The organism is Paenibacillus sp. FSL H7-0716, assembly GCF_038002705.1.
GTDB lineage: Bacteria > Bacillota > Bacilli > Paenibacillales > Paenibacillaceae > Paenibacillus_AQ > Paenibacillus_AQ odorifer.
In genome coordinates this window covers 1-19,777 of sequence record NZ_JBBODA010000039.1, presented here as the reverse complement: position 1 = coordinate 19,777, position 19,777 = coordinate 1, and the positions used below count along the sequence as shown (strand labels likewise).

General features: G+C 45.4%; 21 protein-coding genes and 1 other annotated feature. All 21 genes read left to right on the top strand.

The window, feature by feature from the left end:
* The first annotated feature begins 40 nt into the window (after positions 1-40).
* The 21 genes from minC to MHH60_RS28775 all read left to right on the top strand — a co-directional run bounded on the left by minC (position 41) and on the right by MHH60_RS28775 (position 19,494).
* On the top strand, positions 41-700 hold the full coding sequence (gene minC / locus MHH60_RS28875) for a septum site-determining protein MinC (RefSeq protein ID WP_036685154.1): 660 nt from the start codon (positions 41-43) through the stop codon (positions 698-700).
* Between the two features lie 5 nt (positions 701-705).
* A complete protein-coding gene (gene minD / locus MHH60_RS28870) occupies positions 706-1,500 on the top strand; it encodes a septum site-determining protein MinD (protein WP_036685156.1) in 795 nt (264 codons plus the stop codon).
* Between the two features lie 201 nt (positions 1,501-1,701).
* The gene (locus tag MHH60_RS28865; protein WP_076137770.1) at positions 1,702-2,598 is read left to right on the top strand and encodes a M23 family metallopeptidase; all 897 of its coding nucleotides are present in this window, start codon (positions 1,702-1,704) and stop codon (positions 2,596-2,598) included.
* Positions 2,591-3,433, top strand: coding sequence for a M50 family metallopeptidase (locus MHH60_RS28860; RefSeq protein ID WP_076137768.1), 843 nt, complete (start codon positions 2,591-2,593; stop codon positions 3,431-3,433). The genes MHH60_RS28865 and MHH60_RS28860 overlap by 8 nt, the downstream gene beginning before the upstream one ends.
* A 54-nt stretch (positions 3,434-3,487) precedes the next feature.
* Positions 3,488-4,729: an Rne/Rng family ribonuclease gene (locus tag MHH60_RS28855; RefSeq protein WP_038573035.1), complete on the top strand. Its 1,242-nt coding sequence runs from the start codon at positions 3,488-3,490 to the stop codon at positions 4,727-4,729.
* The gene (locus tag MHH60_RS28850; RefSeq protein ID WP_155288184.1) at positions 4,710-4,877 is read left to right on the top strand and encodes a hypothetical protein; all 168 of its coding nucleotides are present in this window, start codon (positions 4,710-4,712) and stop codon (positions 4,875-4,877) included. Before MHH60_RS28855 ends, MHH60_RS28850 begins: the two co-directional genes overlap by 20 nt.
* Positions 4,792-4,878: a sequence feature (ribosomal protein L21 leader region), on the top strand. Its footprint overlaps the gene before it by 86 nt.
* 14 nt (positions 4,879-4,892) lie before the next feature.
* Entirely contained in the window at positions 4,893-5,204 is a 312-nt protein-coding gene (rplU, locus tag MHH60_RS28845; protein WP_036685166.1) for a 50S ribosomal protein L21, read from the top strand.
* 12 nt (positions 5,205-5,216) lie between these two features.
* The gene (locus MHH60_RS28840) at positions 5,217-5,552 is read left to right on the top strand and encodes a ribosomal-processing cysteine protease Prp (RefSeq protein WP_036685168.1); all 336 of its coding nucleotides are present in this window, start codon (positions 5,217-5,219) and stop codon (positions 5,550-5,552) included.
* A 17-nt stretch (positions 5,553-5,569) separates the two neighbouring features.
* Positions 5,570-5,881: a 50S ribosomal protein L27 gene (gene rpmA, locus MHH60_RS28835; protein ID WP_036685171.1), complete on the top strand. Its 312-nt coding sequence runs from the start codon at positions 5,570-5,572 to the stop codon at positions 5,879-5,881.
* Between the two features lie 243 nt (positions 5,882-6,124).
* Positions 6,125-6,865: a Spo0B domain-containing protein gene (locus tag MHH60_RS28830; protein WP_076105522.1), complete on the top strand. Its 741-nt coding sequence runs from the start codon at positions 6,125-6,127 to the stop codon at positions 6,863-6,865.
* A 15-nt stretch (positions 6,866-6,880) separates the two neighbouring features.
* Complete coding sequence (obgE, locus tag MHH60_RS28825; protein ID WP_036685174.1) at positions 6,881-8,191, top strand: GTPase ObgE; 1,311 nt, start codon at positions 6,881-6,883, stop codon at positions 8,189-8,191.
* A gap of 210 nt (positions 8,192-8,401) precedes the next feature.
* Positions 8,402-9,724 (top strand): SPFH domain-containing protein, encoded by a 1,323-nt coding sequence (locus MHH60_RS28820; protein ID WP_076137766.1) that lies wholly within the window; start codon positions 8,402-8,404, stop codon positions 9,722-9,724.
* A 10-nt stretch (positions 9,725-9,734) separates the two neighbouring features.
* Entirely contained in the window at positions 9,735-10,481 is a 747-nt protein-coding gene (locus MHH60_RS28815) for a hypothetical protein (RefSeq protein WP_076137765.1), read from the top strand.
* 14 nt (positions 10,482-10,495) lie between these two features.
* Positions 10,496-11,272 carry a hypothetical protein gene (locus tag MHH60_RS28810; RefSeq protein WP_076137763.1) on the top strand — a complete coding sequence of 259 codons (777 nt, stop codon included), beginning with the start codon at positions 10,496-10,498 and terminating at the stop codon, positions 11,270-11,272.
* Between the two features lie 66 nt (positions 11,273-11,338).
* Complete coding sequence (locus MHH60_RS28805) at positions 11,339-12,700, top strand: hypothetical protein (RefSeq protein ID WP_076137761.1); 1,362 nt, start codon at positions 11,339-11,341, stop codon at positions 12,698-12,700.
* A gap of 158 nt (positions 12,701-12,858) precedes the next feature.
* On the top strand, positions 12,859-13,296 hold the full coding sequence (locus tag MHH60_RS28800) for an ACT domain-containing protein (protein WP_038573029.1): 438 nt from the start codon (positions 12,859-12,861) through the stop codon (positions 13,294-13,296).
* 33 nt (positions 13,297-13,329) lie between these two features.
* A complete protein-coding gene (locus MHH60_RS28795) occupies positions 13,330-14,616 on the top strand; it encodes a homoserine dehydrogenase (RefSeq protein ID WP_036685184.1) in 1,287 nt (428 codons plus the stop codon).
* A 59-nt stretch (positions 14,617-14,675) separates the two neighbouring features.
* Positions 14,676-15,653, top strand: coding sequence for a homoserine kinase (gene thrB, locus MHH60_RS28790; protein ID WP_076137759.1), 978 nt, complete (start codon positions 14,676-14,678; stop codon positions 15,651-15,653).
* Positions 15,650-16,537 carry a prephenate dehydratase gene (gene pheA / locus MHH60_RS28785; protein ID WP_076137757.1) on the top strand — a complete coding sequence of 296 codons (888 nt, stop codon included), beginning with the start codon at positions 15,650-15,652 and terminating at the stop codon, positions 16,535-16,537. Before thrB ends, pheA begins: the two co-directional genes overlap by 4 nt.
* A gap of 4 nt (positions 16,538-16,541) precedes the next feature.
* Positions 16,542-17,423: a branched-chain-amino-acid transaminase gene (gene ilvE / locus MHH60_RS28780; protein ID WP_036685189.1), complete on the top strand. Its 882-nt coding sequence runs from the start codon at positions 16,542-16,544 to the stop codon at positions 17,421-17,423.
* A 304-nt stretch (positions 17,424-17,727) separates the two neighbouring features.
* Positions 17,728-19,494: a LysM peptidoglycan-binding domain-containing protein gene (locus MHH60_RS28775; protein ID WP_341161184.1), complete on the top strand. Its 1,767-nt coding sequence runs from the start codon at positions 17,728-17,730 to the stop codon at positions 19,492-19,494.
* The last annotated feature ends 283 nt before the right edge of the window (positions 19,495-19,777 follow it).

Below are 19,777 nucleotides of genomic sequence, written 5' to 3'. Positions count from 1 at the left end.
GGGGCCCGGCACGAATGAATGAGGATAGGGGGCCAGGCATATGACAGTAAAATCCAAGCATGTAAGGATTAAGGGCATCAAGGATGGCCTGATATTCCTGCTAGACGACAAATGTCCCTTTGAAGATCTTCTGAGCGAGCTTCGCTATAAGCTGGAGCACAGCCATCAAAATATTTTAACTGGACCGATTGTACATGTGGACATAAAGCTGGGCAATCGTACCGTAACTGAGGAAGACAAGGAAGCTGTGCTGGAGATTCTTAAGGGACAGGGAAATCTGTTGATTCGATCTATAGAGGCGCTTCCAGCGCCCGGCAGTGAGGATAATGACGCATTGTTTTTGATGAGCGGAATTCTACGTTCCGGCCAGGTGCTGCACCATAACGGAAATCTTCTATATCTGGGGGATGTGAACCCTGGGGGGACCATAACCTGTTCAGGCGATATTTATATACTAGGTTCGCTAAGAGGGATGGCGCATGCTGGAGTAGACGGGAATGAGGAAGCGATTATAGCTGCTTCTTTAATGTCTCCAACGCAGCTGCGAATTGCCGATATTATTAGTCGTCCGCCCGATGAATGGGAAACCCGAGAAAGCAGTATGGAATTTGCATATTTAACAAACGGAGCTATGCAGATCGATAAGATTCATAATTTGGTCAAATTACGTCAGGATTTAAATGTGTTTAAAGGGGTGTAGCCTCCATGGGAGAAGCGATAGTCGTAACCTCGGGCAAAGGCGGAGTTGGCAAAACAACCACAACAGCCAACATTGGAACCGCACTTGCACTGCAGGGCAAAAAAGTATGTCTCGTCGATACCGACATTGGACTGCGTAATCTGGATGTAGTTATGGGGCTTGAGAATCGTATTATTTATGATCTTGTGGATGTAGCAGAAGGACGTTGCCGCCTTAATCAAGCGCTCGTTAAAGACAAGCGCTTTGATGAATTGTATATGCTGCCTGCAGCTCAAACAAAGGATAAAACGGCTGTCTCTCCTGAACAAGTAAGAGATATCATTCTTGAACTAAAGAAGGAATATGAGTATGTTCTGATCGATTGTCCGGCAGGAATCGAGCACGGCTTCCGCAATGCGATTGCCGGTGCGGATAAAGCGATTGTGGTTACCACACCAGAGCATGCCGCTGTGCGGGATGCCGATCGTATAATCGGACTATTAGAACAGTCGAGTGTGGAATCGCCGAAATTGGTGGTAAACCGTATTCGCCCAGGTCTTGTGAAGTCTGGCGATATGCTTGATATTGAGGATATATTACAGGTGCTGAACATTGATCTTATCGGAATTGTTCCGGATGATGAACTAGTCATTAAAGCCGCAAATAACGGAGAACCTACAGTTATGAATCCCGATTCTTCAGCTGCTATTGCCTATCGCAATATTGCACGCCGAATTTTAGGTGATGCTGTACCCCTGATGCAGCTTGACCGCAAACCGGGAGCATTTAAGAAGCTTAAGAAATTTTTCGGCATGGCTTAATTTTTACTAAGCAATCCTATTATAAGAAGCATACACGGGTCCCACCAGTAGAGAAATCTATGGTGGGGCTTATTTTTTTGAATAAATATGAATGGATGGCATTTCCGGGATTTAAATGGTCTGTCTTGCAGGGGCTTGTTCTAAAGAGACTTCCGTGCTTCATAAAATGGAAGTAAAACAAGCCCGTCCGGAGGGATAAATATGGATCAGAAATCAGATATCAAGAATCGCCGCAAGGAGCGCATTCGTAGTTTATTGGAGGAACTCCCGGAAGTCTCAGCAGTCTCAGGAGTTTCGGAAGTCCCGGAACTAGAAATAGCGGAGGCTCCCCCTTTATTTATTATGCCGGATAAGAGTACGAGCTTTAAGGAATGGGGAACAGGATTTAAGAATGCGGATCAATCCTCTGTAGAGCCCGATCCAGAGGTGATGTGGAAAAAGAGTCGTGGAGGCTGGGAGGATGACGGCGGTGGAGGCTCAAATTTTACTGCTGGTTTTATTCGGCGCTTTGTTGCTAGTGTTCTTGTGTTTGGAGCAGTGTGGGGGATTTTTGCGGTACATCAGCCATGGTCGTATAAGATGCAAGCTTTTATTAGTGATGCGTTAAGCAATGACATGGATTTCACGGCTGTGAGAGTCTGGTATGAGGAGAACTTTAACGGAGCTCCAGCGTTCATTCCGATATTTGGGGATAAAGATGAGCCTGCTCAAAAAGTGGCCGCTCATCATCAACTCACTGCCCCGATAGCTGGGAGCATTGTCCAGCCCTTTGCTTCTACGCTAAAAGGGGTGGAAATTATGCCTCAAATCGATTCAACCTTAAATGTGACGGTGAAAAGTATAGACATGGGACGTATTCTCTCCATCTCTAAAGAGCTGGAAGGGGGCATTCGAATTGCTGTTCAGCATTCAGGCGGTGTCACTGCAGAATACGGACATTTGAGCGGCACCAAGCTGGAGGTTGATGACTGGGTGCAGAGCGGGGATTCACTCGGTTGGATGATGGAGAAGGACGTATCCTCAGCTTCAACACTATTTTTCGCAGTGATGAAAGACAAGACTTATATTGATCCTACAGAAGTGGTATCGTTTGATTAGGATCTTTGGTATCGAACTGTCACTACATCCACTGTTCGTGATCATTATGTTATTCTCCGTGGTCACGGGACAATTTCTAGAGCTGCTCACCTTATTTACGATTGTCTTCATTCATGAAATGGGACATGTCGTTGCGGCTCTTTTGGCTGGTGTTACAGTTAAGTCGGTTCAGCTTCTTCCGTTTGGCGGAGTGGCTGTTATTGAAGATCATGGGCGGCTTACAGCCAGTCGTGAGATCGGAATTGCCCTTGCCGGTCCACTGCAAAATGGAATTATGATCGTAATTGCTTTGGGACTTCAACAAGCCGGTTATGGCAATCAGGAATTTCTGACCTATTTTATTCATGCCAATGCCATGATTGGACTTTTTAATCTAGTGCCAGTGCTGCCGCTTGACGGAGGTAAAGTGCTTCAGGCCACTATTAGTTTAGTGCTTCCTTATTACTACACTTTGTTATGGACTGGACGGGTGAGTGTAGTCGCAAGTGTTCTTGTGATTATATATGCGCTGCTGCCTCTTGGAGCGGGTGGAGGCCTTAGGCTGAATATGGTCATGATCGGAGCTTTTTTGCTGTATTCGAATTTTACCGACCATCGTAATTTACCGTACCGGTTTGTTGCTTTTTTGATGAATCGGGAGGCTGTTTATGAGTATCATTTGCGAACAGGAAGCGTAGCTCGTCCAATAGTTGCATTATCTGCGAAACCTTTAGATGATATATTGCGTCTATTTAAACGTAATCAATATCATTTTATCTATGTGTTAAACGGTAAAGGAAATGTTGTTGCTGTTGTGCCGGAACAGCGCTTAATATCAACCTACTTCGGAATATAGTGTATTTATGCAGAGAATGTGAAGGAATGAACGAACGAAACCAGAGGTGAAGCCATGAAACAGATGATCGTTCACTGCACGCAGCACATTACCCGAATGGCTCTTCTGGAAAACGGAAGGCTGGTGGAGTACGCGGCTGAACGCGATCAGCAGCAAGGGTTGGTCGGCAGTTATTACAAAGGCCGTGTGATTAACGTACTTCCAGGTATGCAGGCTGCTTTTGTTGATATCGGACAGAAGAAGAATGCTTTTTTATATGTTGATGATGTATTGCATCCTAATTTGGATAAACAGCCTGATGTGAAGCCCTCTATCGAGACGCTTTTGCAGCCGGGACAGGATATTGTTGTTCAAGTGCGGAAAGAGCCGAGCGGCGGAAAAGGCGCACGTGTAACGACTCATTATACGTTGCCCGGGCGCTGGATGGTGTACATGCCCTTTGCAGAATACGTCGGTGTCTCCAAAAAAATAAGCCGGGAAGCAGAGCGCAGCCGTCTCAAAGGAATCGGAGAACGTCTGCGAATGAAAGAAGAAGGGCTTATCATGCGGACAGTTTCTCAGGACGAGCCACATGAAGCTGTGGAGGGCGATCTTTCTTTTCTGCGTGCCCAATGGGAGAATATTACACGTAAAGCACAGACGGTAGAGGCCCCCGCTTTACTACATCGTGATCTTAGTATTGTTCAACGCTTTATAAGAGATGCCTTTAATCCGCAACGGGATCAGTTGATTATTGATTCATCTGCCGCAGCTAGAGAAGCAACAGCCTTTCTGGACGACATGGCTCCTGAAGGGTACAAGCCAGTCTGTCTTTATAATGGAGCGGAGTCTATTTTCGCTGCTTATGGTATTCAGGATCAATTGCTCAAGAGCTTCAGCCGCAAAATCACGCTGGAGGGCGGAGCAACAATGATCTGGGATGAGACAGAGGCGTTAACCGTAATTGATGTCAACACCGCTCAATACATTGGCGGAGCATCGCTTGAAGAAACGGTTACCAATACGAATTTGCTCGCAGCTGAGGAGATCGGTCGTTTGATCCGGTTACGCGATACTGGTGGAATCATTATTGTCGATTTTATTGATATGGAACAAGAGCTTCACCGCAAGATGGTCACAGAGCGATTAGAGAAAGTGATCTGCAAGGATCGCACCAAAACACATATTTTGGGGTGGACAAGACTCGGGCTGCTCGAGATGACCAGAAAGAAGGCAAGGCATGATTCAGCCAGCTTTGCGCCTGTGATTTGCCAGTGCTGCGGGGGAACCGGAAAAGTTGGAGAATGGCTGGAATGAGTTGACGATAAGTCATAAGTATGATACTATCTTCAAGTATGTGTTTGATGCAGTTGATCCTGCACATGCTGTAACCGCTCCGATCGGGTACATAAGCGCAGTTCCTACGGGAATTCTGCCACCTAGACTAGGCGAGTCTGAGACATGAGGAGGTGCAAGTAAAATGTATGCAATTATCGAAACTGGTGGTAAACAATACAAAGTCCAAGAGGGCGACGTTTTGTTCATTGAAAAGTTGGAAGCTGAAGACGGCGCAAGTGTAACTTTTGACCGTGTATTGGCTGTTTCTAACGATGGTGGTTTGACTGCAGGAACTCCGCTAGTAAGCGGTGCGTCTGTAACAGCTAAAGTCGAGAAACATGGTAAAGGCGCTAAGGTTGTAGTTTACAAATACAAACCTAAGAAGAACTACCATAAGAAACAAGGTCATCGTCAACCGTACACGAAAGTAACTATCGAGAAGATTCAAGCGTAAGAAGGTGCGTTAATGATTAGCGTGCGGATTACACGATTATCGGATCTAGGAACTATCGTTGGCTTTGAGGTTAAGGGGCATGCGGGTTATGCGAAGCGTGGCGAAGATATCGTATGTGCCGGGGTATCCGCTGTAACAGTTGGAACCGTCAATTCGATTGAGACCTTGACCGGAATCTCCATGGACACGTCCATGAAGAACGGATTCTTAAGTGGAACATTAAGTTCTGTTGAAGATTTCGATACTTCCGCGAAGGTACAATTGCTGCTCGAATCCATGGTCGTGATGCTGAATGATATCGCAGAATCATACGGGAAGTATATTCAAATACAGCAAGTAAATATTTAAAGAAGGAGGTTGACAACATGTTGAAATTGAATCTTCAATTGTTCGCATCGAAAAAAGGTGTAGGTTCCACAAAAAACGGACGGGATTCCCATTCCAAACGTCTTGGCGTGAAACGTGCTGACGGTCAAGCAGTAACCGGCGGTAACATCTTGGTTCGTCAACGCGGAACAAAAATTCACCCAGGAACTAACGTAGGCATCGGTAAAGATGATACTTTGTTCGCAATGGTGGATGGCGTAGTGAAGTTCGAACGTTGGGGCCGCGATCGCAAAAAAGTGAGCGTGTACCCAGTTGATGTCGCTCCGGTAGCAGCGGCACTGGAAGCGTAAGCTTACGGACCATATGAGCAAGTAGAAGCCTCCGGCATGAGTGCCGGAGGCTTTTTTGTAGAATATTCATAATTATTTGTGTTGCAAAGTTGGAAGGGTTAGATAGATGTGAAAATCTCGTTATTATCTCTGGTGAACTACAGTGAACGCGTGTGTTATACTAGGAAATGGTAAATGATACTAACAAAACAAATTATCTAAACGAAGTCATGAATTTTGCGAACTGAGGGACGGGGAGAAAGAATGAAATCCTGGAAAAGTGCAATCTGGGCAGTCATGTTATCCGTAATGCTTCCTTTAGGTCTTTTGTATTGGCATACTTCTCTTCTGACGTGTCTATTACTCGGAGTCTGGGTAGTGGCAATCGTTGCTTTCAGTTTTATCTGGAGCCAGCGTCATTATGAACGGGAGCTGCGTATACAAGAGAACACTCTGCAACAGGCGGCGATTCGGACACTGAATCATCATCGACATGATTGGATGAACGATTTGCAGATTCTATACGGATATATTCAGCTTGGAAAGCCTAATAAATCCGTGGAGTGTGTGGAAAGAATAAAGGAACGCATAGCACTTGATAGTCGTATCGCTAAGTTGGGCATTCCTTCATTGGTTTTCTATATCCAATCCTTCCGAACTAACAGGTCTAGTCTGGAATTGGAAGTTCAGGTGGAGGAAGGGTTGCAGCTAGAGGACAAGCTAAATCCAGAAGCAGGAGATGAGCTGACTTCAGTGATTATGCAGACCATACGGGCTTATCAGTACAACGGGCTGGCTCCTCAGGGGGAGACGCGCAAGCTGCGCCTTGGCTTTTTTCAGGATGGAGGAGACATTCTTATCTCCTTCGAAGGCGAGGGGGAGCATGGCAATCCCGAGCTGCTCAAAGGGCAAATTTATAATATAGTACAAGGAAAAATCATGAAAGCAGAGCAGTTTAAGCCTAGCAGGGCTTATGTAGAGCTGCGATTACCGCTTGAAATGTGAGGAAGGTGAACATTTATGTTCGTAGATAAAGCTAAGATTTATGTTAAAGGCGGTGACGGCGGGGATGGTCTCGTTGCGTTTCGCCGGGAGAAATATGTACCGGAGGGTGGTCCTGCGGGTGGTGACGGAGGCCGTGGAGGCGACGTTATTTTCCGTGTAGATGAGGGACTGCGCACGTTGATGGATTTCCGTTATCAGCGCCACTTCAAAGCTGACAAAGGGATTAAAGGACGGAACAAAAGCCAACATGGAGCGAATGCGGATCATATGATCGTTCGTATTCCGCCAGGAACCATTCTGATTGACGATGATACGCAAGAGATCATTGCCGACATGACGCGTCATGGACAACAGGTTGTAGTTGCACGTGGAGGCCGTGGAGGCCGGGGTAACACCCGTTTTGCCACAGCTAATAATACTGCACCAGAGCTTGCGGAGAACGGTGAAGAAGGCCAAGAGCGTTATGTGGTTATGGAACTTAAGGTAATGGCTGATGTAGGGCTTGTAGGCTTCCCGAGTGTGGGTAAATCTACGTTGCTGTCGGTTGTGTCCGCAGCTCAGCCCAAAATCGGAGCATACCATTTCACAACGATTACACCGAATTTAGGGGTAGTGGATGTTGGGGATGGCCGAAGCTTTGTAATGGCGGATCTGCCTGGATTAATCGAGGGCGCTAGTGAAGGCATAGGTCTGGGTCACGAATTCCTGCGTCACGTTGAACGCACGCGTATCATCATTCATGTAGTTGATATGTCTGGCTCTGAGGGCCGTGATCCCTTCGAGGATTGGGTTTTAATTAATGATGAGCTGAAGCAGTACAATGCTAGTCTAATCGATCGTCCGCAGATTGTGGCGGCGAATAAGATGGATATGCCTGAATCAGAAGAGAATCTTATTTCTTTCCGCGAACGCGTAGCTGAGGTGCGGCCGGATTTAGAAATCATGCCAATTTCATCCCTTACCCGTCAGGGTGTTCAGGAGCTCCTATATCGTGCAACGGATATTCTCGACAGCATTCCGGTTGCGCCGGTGGTTGAGGAAGTTGCTGAAACTACTGAACGTAAGGTGTATAAGCTGGAAGCAGAAGAGGATAATTCGTTTACTATTACACGTGATAACGAGGCGTTTGTGGTCACAAGCCCACGTATCGAACGTATGCTGAAGCGCATGCAGCTTAGCACACATGATGCGATTCTCAAGCTGGCACGGACTTTGCGTCATATGGGTGTAGATGCAGAGCTGCGTAAACGCGGTGCTGTAGAAGGAACGATTGTCCGTATCGCTGATTTCGAATTCGAATTCGTTGAGAACAGCAGCTACTATTAATATTTAGCTGACTATGAAGCGCCAACTATGGTTTTCCTGTAAAGGGATAGCATAGTTGGCGCTTTTTTTGTGAGGAGATCAGTAATTTTTTTCAATAAAAGAACCCAAAACACGATATATATCGTATACAATAAATATCGAAATACACTAATTCCCATTTGGGAGCGTACACGTTATTTATATATAAGATAATGAAAGAAGGAATAGCAGATGGCAATTATAGAAGTGGTGAAGTATGACGGTCCTCCAGGTATATTTGCATGGAAATATCCTAATCAGGAGCTGGGGACATGGACACAACTAATCGTTAATGAATCCCAGGAAGCGATTCTATTCAAGGGCGGACAAGCGCTTGATTCTTTTACAGCTGGGCGGCACACGCTAAGCACCGCTAATATACCTATTTTATCCAATATCGTTAATCTTCCTTTTGGTGGAAAATCACCATTTACGGCTGAAGTATGGTATGTGAATAAGACGAATTCGATGAATGTCAAATGGGGAACAAGCTCACCTTTACAGCTTCAAGATCCCAAATACAAAATTATGATTTCTGTTCGCTCTTTTGGGCAGTTTGGTGTAAAAATCGATGATCCGCGAAAATTCTTGCTGAAGCTCGTAGGGACACTCCCGCAGTTTGATCATGAAACGCTTATCAGTTATTTCCGCGGACTGCTGATGTCGAATATAAATGAACTTATTTCTTCTTACCTTGTGCACAAACAAATCAGCATACTGGAGATTAATGCTTATGTTGCAGAGATCTCCAAACATATTCAGGGCCGACTAGCCTCGGCTTTTTTGGATAATGGCATTGAGCTGAATAATTTCTATATTGATTCGATCAATATTCCAGAGGATGATCCGGCAACGATTCGTTTGAAGGAAGCTTTGGCTAAAAAAGCAGAAATGGATATCATCGGCTTCACCTACCAGCAGGAGCGTGGTTTTGACACGATGGAAGAAGCGGCAGGTAATCCCGGCAATCTTGGAGTGGGCATGATGAACACCGGGATGGGGCTTGGACTTGGAATGGGATTTGCTGGACCGGCTATGGATATGGTGAACCGTATGACTAGAGGGATGAATTTGGATTCAGGGACTACAGTTATACGTCAAGAGCAGCGTTCCTGCTCTAAGTGTGGAGTTATGAATCCAGTAGAGGGACGGTTCTGCAGCGGTTGTGGGCAGGCGCTTGGAGGCAACCCGCTAGGTTCTCCATCTGCGAACAAGATCAAATGTTTTGAATGTGGGCATGAACTAAATGCGGGAGCTAAGTTCTGTCCAGGTTGCGGAAATCCTTATCGTGCTTGCCCATCCTGTAAAGCAGATAATCCTGAGGGAGCGGCTTCTTGTGTCTCCTGTGGAAAAGAGATGCCTAAAGCTTGCGGTAAATGTGGGACTATGGTAGCGCCAGGGGTGAAATTCTGTCCTCATTGTGGAGACAGCATGGTGATTAAATGCAGCGGCTGTGGACATGAGCTGAAAGCTGGACAAAAATTCTGTGCAGAATGCGGAACAAAAGCAGGCTAAGGAGGACCTAATGAACAAAAGCAGGAGATATATATACATTATTACCATCATTTATGCGGTAGCTATAGTACTGACAGTGTTCTCGTTTATTGGATTAGGTTTCTCCGACTCACTTTTCCGGTTCATAATTTCTTTATCCGCGGTTCTGCTAGCAGAAAGTGTAATCTATGGTTATTGTATTTTTTGGCTCCGGACTGCAAGTAGCATTCAGCAGACTCCGCCTGTTCTTATCAGCGGCGCAATCATTACGGGAATCTATGCAGCCATCGTATTTGTATCGGCCTTACTCTTCGATTGGCTGCTGGAGTTACCCGCCTTATGGTACGCAGCCGAACAATTGCTGATTCTTGTGTTAGGAGCGATCACTTTGGCCGCGATAGGGCTTTACGGGTGGAATGCTGGGGCAGGGGAACAGCAAGCCAAAAGGTCTTTACAAAAGTTTCGGCGGTATCAGAACGAATTAACTGAAATGAGTGAGCTGGCTAGTAGCTGGAAGAATTCCGAATCCGAGCAGCTAGTGAACGTGTTAGATATGTTGGAGGAAAAATTTAAGTACAGTGATCCGATATCAGAACCGTCTTTATATGCTACAGAGGATATTCTGCAGCAGCAAATTTCCCTGTTACATGATCACGTGAAGCTACTGCTGGCGACCCAAGAGCCACATGAGGGCTGGCAGGTAGAAATAAATGAGATGTCAGAGAGTATAAAGTCTACACTTCAGCGGCGTAACCGTGAATTAGCGGCACTTAAATAGGAGGAGTTTACTACATGAACAGTTTGAACCTACAAGAGCCGTCACCGCTCCCGGGAGGAAATGCAGCCGTTCCCCGGCTTAAATACGAACGTACCGGGTTTGATTATGTTATTCTCGCGGCGGCTTATCTGCTGATGCCCGTTGGACTTGTGCTTGCCTTGTTACGTTTGATGACAACGCATTACAAAAATTACCGCAGACCGACTAACCTCAATCTGCTGATGCATGTATTTATTGGTGGGTTTGTTGAACTTTCTATTGCCATGTTTTCTAGTGCGCTCAATGGGGAATTTGGAACTTCTGAATTAGTATCAACGCTTATTTTAATTGCAATCATGTTTTTGACTCCAGCTTTTATACTGGCCAGTGTGACAGCGAAAGCTAAATATACCCTTTCTAAGCTTAACACTTCTTATATAGAGCTGATTCAAAATAAGAATATCCGGCATATTGGCAGTATATCTGAACGAATAGGCCAAAGTGAAAGTGATGTACGGAGAGATGTCCAGTATCTGAAGGATAAAGGGCTGCTTGATATTGATATCGCATTATCCGAAGGGCGCCAGGCGCCAGAACCATCAGCAGCTAATCGAGGTTACCCTGAAAGTACTTCGGGCTTTGGAGGAACGGGGAGAACCCAAGCATCGGGGCAGCAGATACCTGCGCAGCCTCAGTCTCCGCCGCAACTGCCTAAGTCTATCCGTTGTCCGGGGTGCGGAGCCCAGAATACTGTGCTCCCAAGCCAATCTAAAAGCTGTGATTACTGTGGAACGAAGATCCCGTACATTTAATGCCGTCTACCAACAGATTAGCTGCATCGCATATAGGATTACATAAATAAGGGGATTAAAGACAAAATGAGTGGATTGGATATACGCAGACAGCCGCCGACATCGGGAAAACCTGTGTACAAGCATGAATATGAGCGGACGGCGTTTGATTATACGACTATTGTGTTTGCGTATGTATTTGCTCCGGTTGGCTTTATATTGGCTGCCATCCGGTTATTATCTACACATTCCAAGAGACAGCGCAAAGCAAGCAATATTAACCTGTTTTATCATGCGTGTATGGGTGCCTTTGTAGAATTGGCGATCTATTTCATTATTAGCAAGCTACTCGGTCAAATCGATTATGTCGCACTCTTGATCAGGCTGGTGATTATCTACGCATTGTTTAGGATTCCCGCCATCAAATTGTCGGTTAGGGCCGTAGGATGGAGAGAGGGATTCACCTATCTTTGCAATGACTATATCGCATTGGTTCTTGTGGACGGCATAAGGCATATCGGCAGCCTATCCGATATTCGCGGATTCAGTGAAGAGAAGGTCCGCGAGGTTTTGGAATATTTAAAAGATCAGGGAGTGCTTTCTCCAGATATTGTTTATTATGAAGGACGTGTAGACAATCCATTTGTAAAATTGCCGCCGAAGCTTATTTATTCCAAACGGGCACAAGCACTGGTGCGTGCGCCTGAGAATAACCTTCGCTACCGTAACAAGCGAGACCGGACAGTGTTTGATCGAATCATCATGGCGATTGCCTATTTGTTTGCTCCGCTTGGGTTTGTACTTGCGATGCTTCGTTTTGTAAGCACTCATTATAAGAATGAGCGGAAATCATTTAACTACAAATTGCTCTATCATGTATGTATGGGAGCTTTTATGGAACTTGCTGTCCTCTTCGCCGTGGGGACCTACAAAGGGGATTTTAAGTGGTACACTTTATTGATCATTCTGGTGGTCCTCTACGTGATCTTTATAATTCCGGCGGACAGCTTTGCAGGGAGGGCTACCTTCGCAACAGAAAATTTTGATTTTCTGTGCAAGAAGTATCTCATGCTGATCGTAGTGGATGAAGTTAGGCATATTGGTAATTTAGCTGATATCACGAAACAAAGTGAAGATGATGTACGTAGAGACCTACGGTATTTGGTGAGATGGGGGTTACTTGCTTCTGATCTTGTCTATTATGAAGGACGTGTTAAGCTCTTAGATAAACAACCGCCCAATCTTGTACATCCTGACCGGGCACAGCCCTCCGCGGCATCAGAGAACCAGCCATCATCTGGGCGGCAGTCATTGCCGGAGAATAGGCCTAAGCCACCTGTCCAACTGCCGAAATCCATCGTTTGTCCGAGTTGCGGTGCTAAGAGTAGAGTACTTCCAGGGCAGGATAAAATCTGTGACTATTGCGGGACGACGATTCCATACAGTTAGTGTACATACGATTGCCTTCTGCCCCCGGGAATCCGGGGGTTTTACTACACCTAACTACCCGGCCTTGGAGCATCCAGATAAAGTTATTGCATTTTACAAGCCTTTTCCGATATAATGTCCACTAAGAAAACACAAAAGTCTTTGAGGTGAGGACGTTCGTGAGAGAACGCTATTATTTGGTCCGGGAGGACATATTGCCTGATGCTGTACTTAAGACTATGCAGGTTAAACAATTGCTTGAGGCCGGGGATGCGAAGACCGTAAATGAAGGTGTAGAGCAGGTGGGATTAAGCCGAAGCGCTTTTTATAAATACAAGGATGGAATTCATTTGATCCATCAGCTCGAACGAGAGCGGATCGTTACGATTTCCATGGATTTGGAGCACGAATCTGGAATGCTTTCCAAGGTACTAGGCTCTGTAGCGGGACATGGGGCTAATGTGTTGACGATTCACCAGAGTATTCCGCTGCAAGGGCGGGCAAATGTGGTGATCTCCGTAGAAATTTCACACTTAAATGAGGAACTCGGAGAGATGCTGGATAGTCTGAAAGAGATTCCGGGAGTGAAGCGTGCTTTAATCGTTGGACAGGGATAGGAACTATATTCGTAAACTTTTAGGAGGAGACAGATGAAGCCGGTTAAAGTGGGGTTGCTGGGCCTGGGAACAGTAGGCACAGGTGTAGTTCGTATCGTGGAAGGGAATCAAGAGGATTTAAGCAGCCAGGTAGGCTCTTCAATTGTCATTGAACGTATAGCTGTGAATAATTCTAATAAACCACGCGAAATCGAGGTTGATCCTGCTAAAATAACGACAGATCCATGGGATGTGATTCGTGATCCTGAAATTGATGTCATCGTTGAAGTTATGGGGGGAATCGCGGGAACCAAAGAATATATTCTTGAAGCTTTGGAACGCGGTAAACATGTCGTAACTGCGAACAAGGATTTGATGGCGCTGCACGGCTCGGAGATTCTTGCTAAGGCGCAGGAGAAGCAATGTGATGTCTTTTATGAGGCTAGCGTTGCAGGAGGCATTCCGATTATCCGCACACTTATCGAGGGCTTTTCCTCAGATAAGATTATGAAGATTATAGGTATCGTGAATGGAACGACTAATTACATACTAACCAAAATGAGCCAAGAAGGCGCATCCTATAATGATGTGTTAAAAGAAGCGCAGGATCTGGGATACGCAGAGTCTGATCCAACCTCGGATGTGGAAGGCCTGGATGCTGCCCGCAAAATGGCGATTCTCGGAACCTTAGGTTTCCGTACTAATGTGGAGCTGCATGATGTAAGTGTGAGTGGGATTTCTCAGGTGAGTAAGGCGGATATCGCCTTTGCGAAACGTCTCGGATATGAAATTAAGCTGTTAGGCATCGCTGAACGTCAGGATGAAGAATTCAGCATCAGTGTTCAGCCAACCTTGATTCGGGCTAGTCATCCCTTGGCTTCCGTCAATGGCGTGTTCAACGCAGTTTACGTATACGGGGAAGCAGTGGGAGAGACCATGTTCTACGGTGCGGGTGCGGGCGCAATGCCAACTGCAACCTCAGTGGTAGCTGATTTGGTAGCTGTCATTAAGAACCTTAAACTAGGTGTGAATGGATTGAAGCAAAAAGTACCTTACAAGCAGAAAAAGCTTAAGAGTGATGAAGCTATTTTTTATAAAAACTTTTTACTTCTGCATGTTGATGATAAAGCAGGGGTATTGGCTAAGATTACTCAAGTGTTTGCCGAATATGATGTAAGTTTGGATTCAGTAGTTCAGCAAGCCAATCCCAATAATCCTGATGCGGAGATCATTATTGTCACTCATAACGCTAGTAAAGCAAGCATGAACAAAGTGCTGCGCCATTTCGAGGAGCTGAAAGTCATCCGCCGGATTAAGAGCCATTATCGTGTGGAAGGTTAACCAAGCCACTGAACTAATACTTTCATATTTCAAAACATAGTAAGGAGATTGTACCTGTTATGAGTATTTACGGAAGAGCTAGGGTTAAAGTGCCTGCTAGTACTGCCAATCTTGGTCCGGGCTTCGATACTCTGGGTATGGCTTTGCCGCTATATGCCTGGATTGAGATGGAGGAAGCAGAGGAGACTGTTTTTCATCTGTATGGTGACGAGATGAATGGAGTGGCTCAGGATAAGAGCAATTTACTCTATAAGGTCGCTCAAATGGTATTTGCAGAGGCAGGCGTTACGGTGCCTGAATTATCGATATCCATGTACTCGGAGATTCCGCTTACGCGCGGACTCGGCAGCAGTGCCTCAGCTATTATTGGCGGAATGGCCGCAGCGAACACAATGATTGGCTCTCCGCTGGATAATGCTAAGCTGTTTGATATGGCTACCCAGCTTGAGAAACATCCCGATAATGTGGGTGCCTCCTTGTTTGGCGGCATTATTACTGCCGTGTGGGATGGTGAACATGCGGATTATGTTCGGCTAGAACCACCACAAAATCTTGAGGTGCTGGTGGTTATTCCTGAATTCGAACTGGAAACCACAAAAGCGCGGGGGTTGCTTCCAACAGAAATCTCAGTTAGTGATGCTGTGTACAACATCAGCAGAACCTCTCTATTGACGGCTTCGCTGGCATCAGGCCGGCTTGACCTGCTTAGCAGAGCGATGCAGGATCGCCTGCATCAGCCGTATCGTGCACCGCTTATACCGGGCATGGAGAAGCTGCTCGCAGAAGCTCCTGAACACGGTGCTTTAGGAATCGCACTTAGCGGTGCGGGACCGACTCTGCTATGTTTAGTGGATCGCCAAGAGACCCGCAAGCGTGAGCTTGAGGCCTTCTTGAAGAATACGATGCAGGAACATGGCATTTCCGCTCGGACCTGCTGGTTAACACCTTGTGCTTCTGGAGTGACTACAGAGCTGCTCGAAATAAACGAGATGCAAAACGTATCATTTTTGGATATGATAAAAGGAGTACGGTCATGAAATCAATAGCGGTATTGCCGCAGGGCTCGGTATCCCACGAAGCGCTGCTGCATTTGTTTAACGGTGAACCTGTAAAGCTTGTACATCACAAGTTAATTTCCGATGTATTTCTCTCTACGGCGGGTGGTATCACCGATTACAGCGTGATTCCGATTGAAAATACCATTGAAGGCTCAGTTAGTCTTCACATCGATTGGCTCATCAATGAAGTGGATCTGCCAATGCAGACGGAATGGATTTTTCCATCGATACAGAATCTTATCGGTAACCCAAGGGAATTCACAGATACAGACGGCAACAAGGATTTCACCAAGATGGTAAAAATCCTTTCGCATCCCGTAGCCATGGCACAATGCATGCAATTTGTTCGTAAGCATGCCCCTTGGGCTGAACTGGAGTCGGTTGGAAGTACCTCTGAAGCTGTGGAAATCGTCAAAAACAATCCCGGCAAGGGCTGGGCTGCTATCGGTACCGCTCTTGGCGCCGCTACGCATGGGCTGGAGATTGTAGATCGGCAAATTACAGATCACAACAACAACTACACACGGTTTGTCCTGGTTGGTCCACAGAAGATAGATCTTCCACGGAGCAGCACAGGAGTAAAGACGAGTGTTCTAGTAACGCTGCCAGAGGATTTTCCAGGTGCCTTGCATCAGGTGCTTGCTGCTTTTTCCTGGCGGAAACTGAATTTATCGCGTATTGAATCACGACCAACGAAGAAGAAGCTGGGTACTTATTATTTTTATATTGATGTGCTGGAACCGATAGAATCTGTTCTGCTGCCAGGGGCTATTGAAGAAATTAGTGCTTTAGGCTGTCAGGTAAGGATTCTGGGCTCGTATCCCACATACACCTATGAGGAAGAGAAAGCGGAGGTGCAGTAAATTCATGGCTGAGCAATGGATCTATTTGGATGGACAACACGTAACGAAGGAAAATGCAAAGGTATCCGTTTTTGATCACGGTTTTTTGTATGGAGACGGTATTTTTGAAGGTATCCGTATCTATAACGGCAATATTTTTAAATGTAAAGAGCATTTGGACAGACTGTATGATTCGGCAAAATCGATCATGCTGGACATTCCGCTAACGTATGATGAGATGCTGGAGGCTATGGCTGAAACGATTCGTCTTAACGACATGCGGAATGGCTATATTCGACTGATCGTGTCCCGGGGACCAGGGAACTTAGGTCTTGATCCACGCCGTTGTCCAAAAGCTAGTGTAATTATTATCGTTGAACAACTGGCTATTTACCCAGAGCAAGCGTATTTGAACGGACTTCGTGCAGTTTCTGTGTCCCAACGCCGTAATATTCCGGATGCACTCAATCCAAAGATCAAATCGCTTAATTACCTAAACAATATCCTAGTAAAAATCCAATCCAACTTGGCAGAAGCCGACGAAGCCATCATGATGAACGCTCAAGGTTATGTTACTGAGGGATCGGGCGATAACATTTTCATTATCAAAAATGGTGTGGTTTTCACTCCTCCATGTTACTTGGGAGCCCTTGAAGGAATTACCCGTCTGGCGATCATTGAGCTCTGCGAGAAATTAGGTATTAAACTGAAAGAAGAACCGTTCACAATGCATGATGTTTATATAGCGGACGAGGTGTTCTTCACTGGCACAGCTGCTGAAGTTATTGCTGCACGTGAAATTGACGGCCGGATCATTGGTGAAGGACAAGCGGGTCCAATCACTTTGAAGCTGCTCGAAGAGTTCCGTAATGTGGTTGATAAAGATGGCTATAAGGTTTGGGAATAAAGACTAATCATACAACGTAAATAGCATTGAATACGCATCAGAAGTCCTTTTATGCATACATGCAGAAGAAAACGGGAGTCTCCGGTTAATCTTTTCATGGATCATGAAAGGATTTTTTTTATTTCGGGGATGTCATTCGCCCATGGGCTGCATAAGATGTAGTAACGAAGGAGGCGGCTGTACCGCATATAACTTTGTAAGAGAGCAATGTTCCATGAAAAGGGTGTTTGCTTTCGAAGTCAGTTTTGCTGTGTAGCTGTAAAGAAAGCAATACTCCACAAAACTTTTAGGAGGTTAATGCTACGTGAAAATACACATTGTTAAACAAGGCGATAGTTTGTATGCCTTATCGCAAAAGTACGGAGTGCCGTTACAAAAACTTATTGAAGCTAACCCGCAGATCAGTAATCCGAATGTGTTAGCGGTTGGAGACAAAGTAAAAATACCTACGGCTCCTGTATCCGTACCGGAGAACAGTGAAGTTTACTACAAGCACACCGTTAAACAAGGAGATACCTTGTGGAAATTATCTAAAGCCTGGGGAATTCCTTTGAAGGATATGGTTGAGGCCAATCCCCAACTAAAGAATCCAAATGTACTTATGCTAGGGGAAGTAGTTAATATTCCTAAAAAAGTATCCAATACCTCACCGACACAGCCTGGGTATACACCTTCTAACGCCTCAGAGAAAACGCAGGTGGGTGGCAAGGAATATACAGGCCCCAAAGAACAGCCTGCTGCTGAAGTAGTGCCTGCACCTAAACCAGAAACTAAACCAGAAGTAAAACCAGAGACCAAGCCAGAAGCTAAACCTGCACCTAAACCAGTGACAAATATCTCACCTGAATCCAATTCTGCACCACACCCATCGCTAAACATCGCCCCAATTAATACACAAAATATTGCACCCAATCCTGCGCCTAATATGCAAATGGAAGTTGCTCCAGTGCAAGAAATTGAAATGCAGAGTTTATTTGTTCAGATTACGGTTCCAAATCAAGAGCCGGTTGCTCAACAAGAAGCACCTAAAGCTGAGAAGAAAGCAGACAATGATTGCTCATGGGATAATTCCAACGGATACCCGGGCCTGGGAGGAAATCCTTATCTCTATGATTCATATCAAAATAGCCCTAATATGAACATGAACTGGGCACCAAGTTATGTTCAGCCAATGGCTTATGCACCAGAATGTATCTCACCATGTTATTTTTCGGGCAATATGTATTCTAATATGAGTCCAGAACAGTGGAATCCAAATGCCGCGCCAAACATGAGCCCAGAACAGTGGAATCCAAATGCCGCGCCTAATATAAGCCCGGAACAGTGGAATCCAAATGCCGCGCCTAATATAAGCCCGGAACAGTGGAATCCAAATGCCGCGCCTAACATAAGCCCGGAACAGTGGAATCCCAATGCCGCGCCAAACATAAGCCCAGAACAATGGAGTCCCAATGCTGCCCCTAACATGAGTCCAGGACAGTGGAATCCGATGGAGGCTAATGTTGCTGGCATGAACGTAGGCGGGGATTTCTCCCCGTATGCTGTTCCTCAAAATGGAGGACAGACGCCGAATCTTCCTTGGCCAACTTGTGGGTGCGGAGGCGTGCATATTCAACCCGTGCAAACTTATTCATATGACATGCCTGTATACAACACCTATCCTGAATATGGGAATCCAAACGCTTTTTCCGCATATGGAGCAGGAATGCCTAATCAGGGAATGGTACCTACTTCTACACTTGGAGCATTTGGCGGACCGGATAACTCTAATATTCCATCCAATCCGCAGTATCCAGGGATAGGTAATTATTCGCAGCATAATCGGGTGCCGGAAATTCAAGAACCTGAAGCGTTCGTGCAGGAATCTCCTGAGGCGGCTAGAACAGAGACTGATGAGTCAACTTCTAACGGTTCTCTCAAGAATAAGGGGAATGTAGCAAAGGAAACAGCAACAGGCAAAAAAGCAAAGACCTCAGGTCAACCTAGCAGCAAGAAAAGCAAAGCTGCTACGAAATCTCAAGGTTCAGCAGCGAGTACTAAAAAACGTAGAAATCCTTGGATTTCAAACTAATAAATTTATATATTAAGCCGTTGTTTGACTTACGTGTAGATTCTGTATCCTTAGAATCTACACGTTTTTCTATAGGTAAATAGGGATAAAAAATGTTAAATAAAGTGGGTCAAAAGCACTTATTTATAAAATATAAATTTTTAAGTATTGTTTTTATATAGGGTTATATGTTACATTATAAATCCAGTCGCAAAGAGGAACTATAAAGCTTTCGGTTGGTGAATGTTAATCTGAATTAGATTGCAAATAACTTTTTAAAAAAAAGTTGCAATAAATCAGAAAG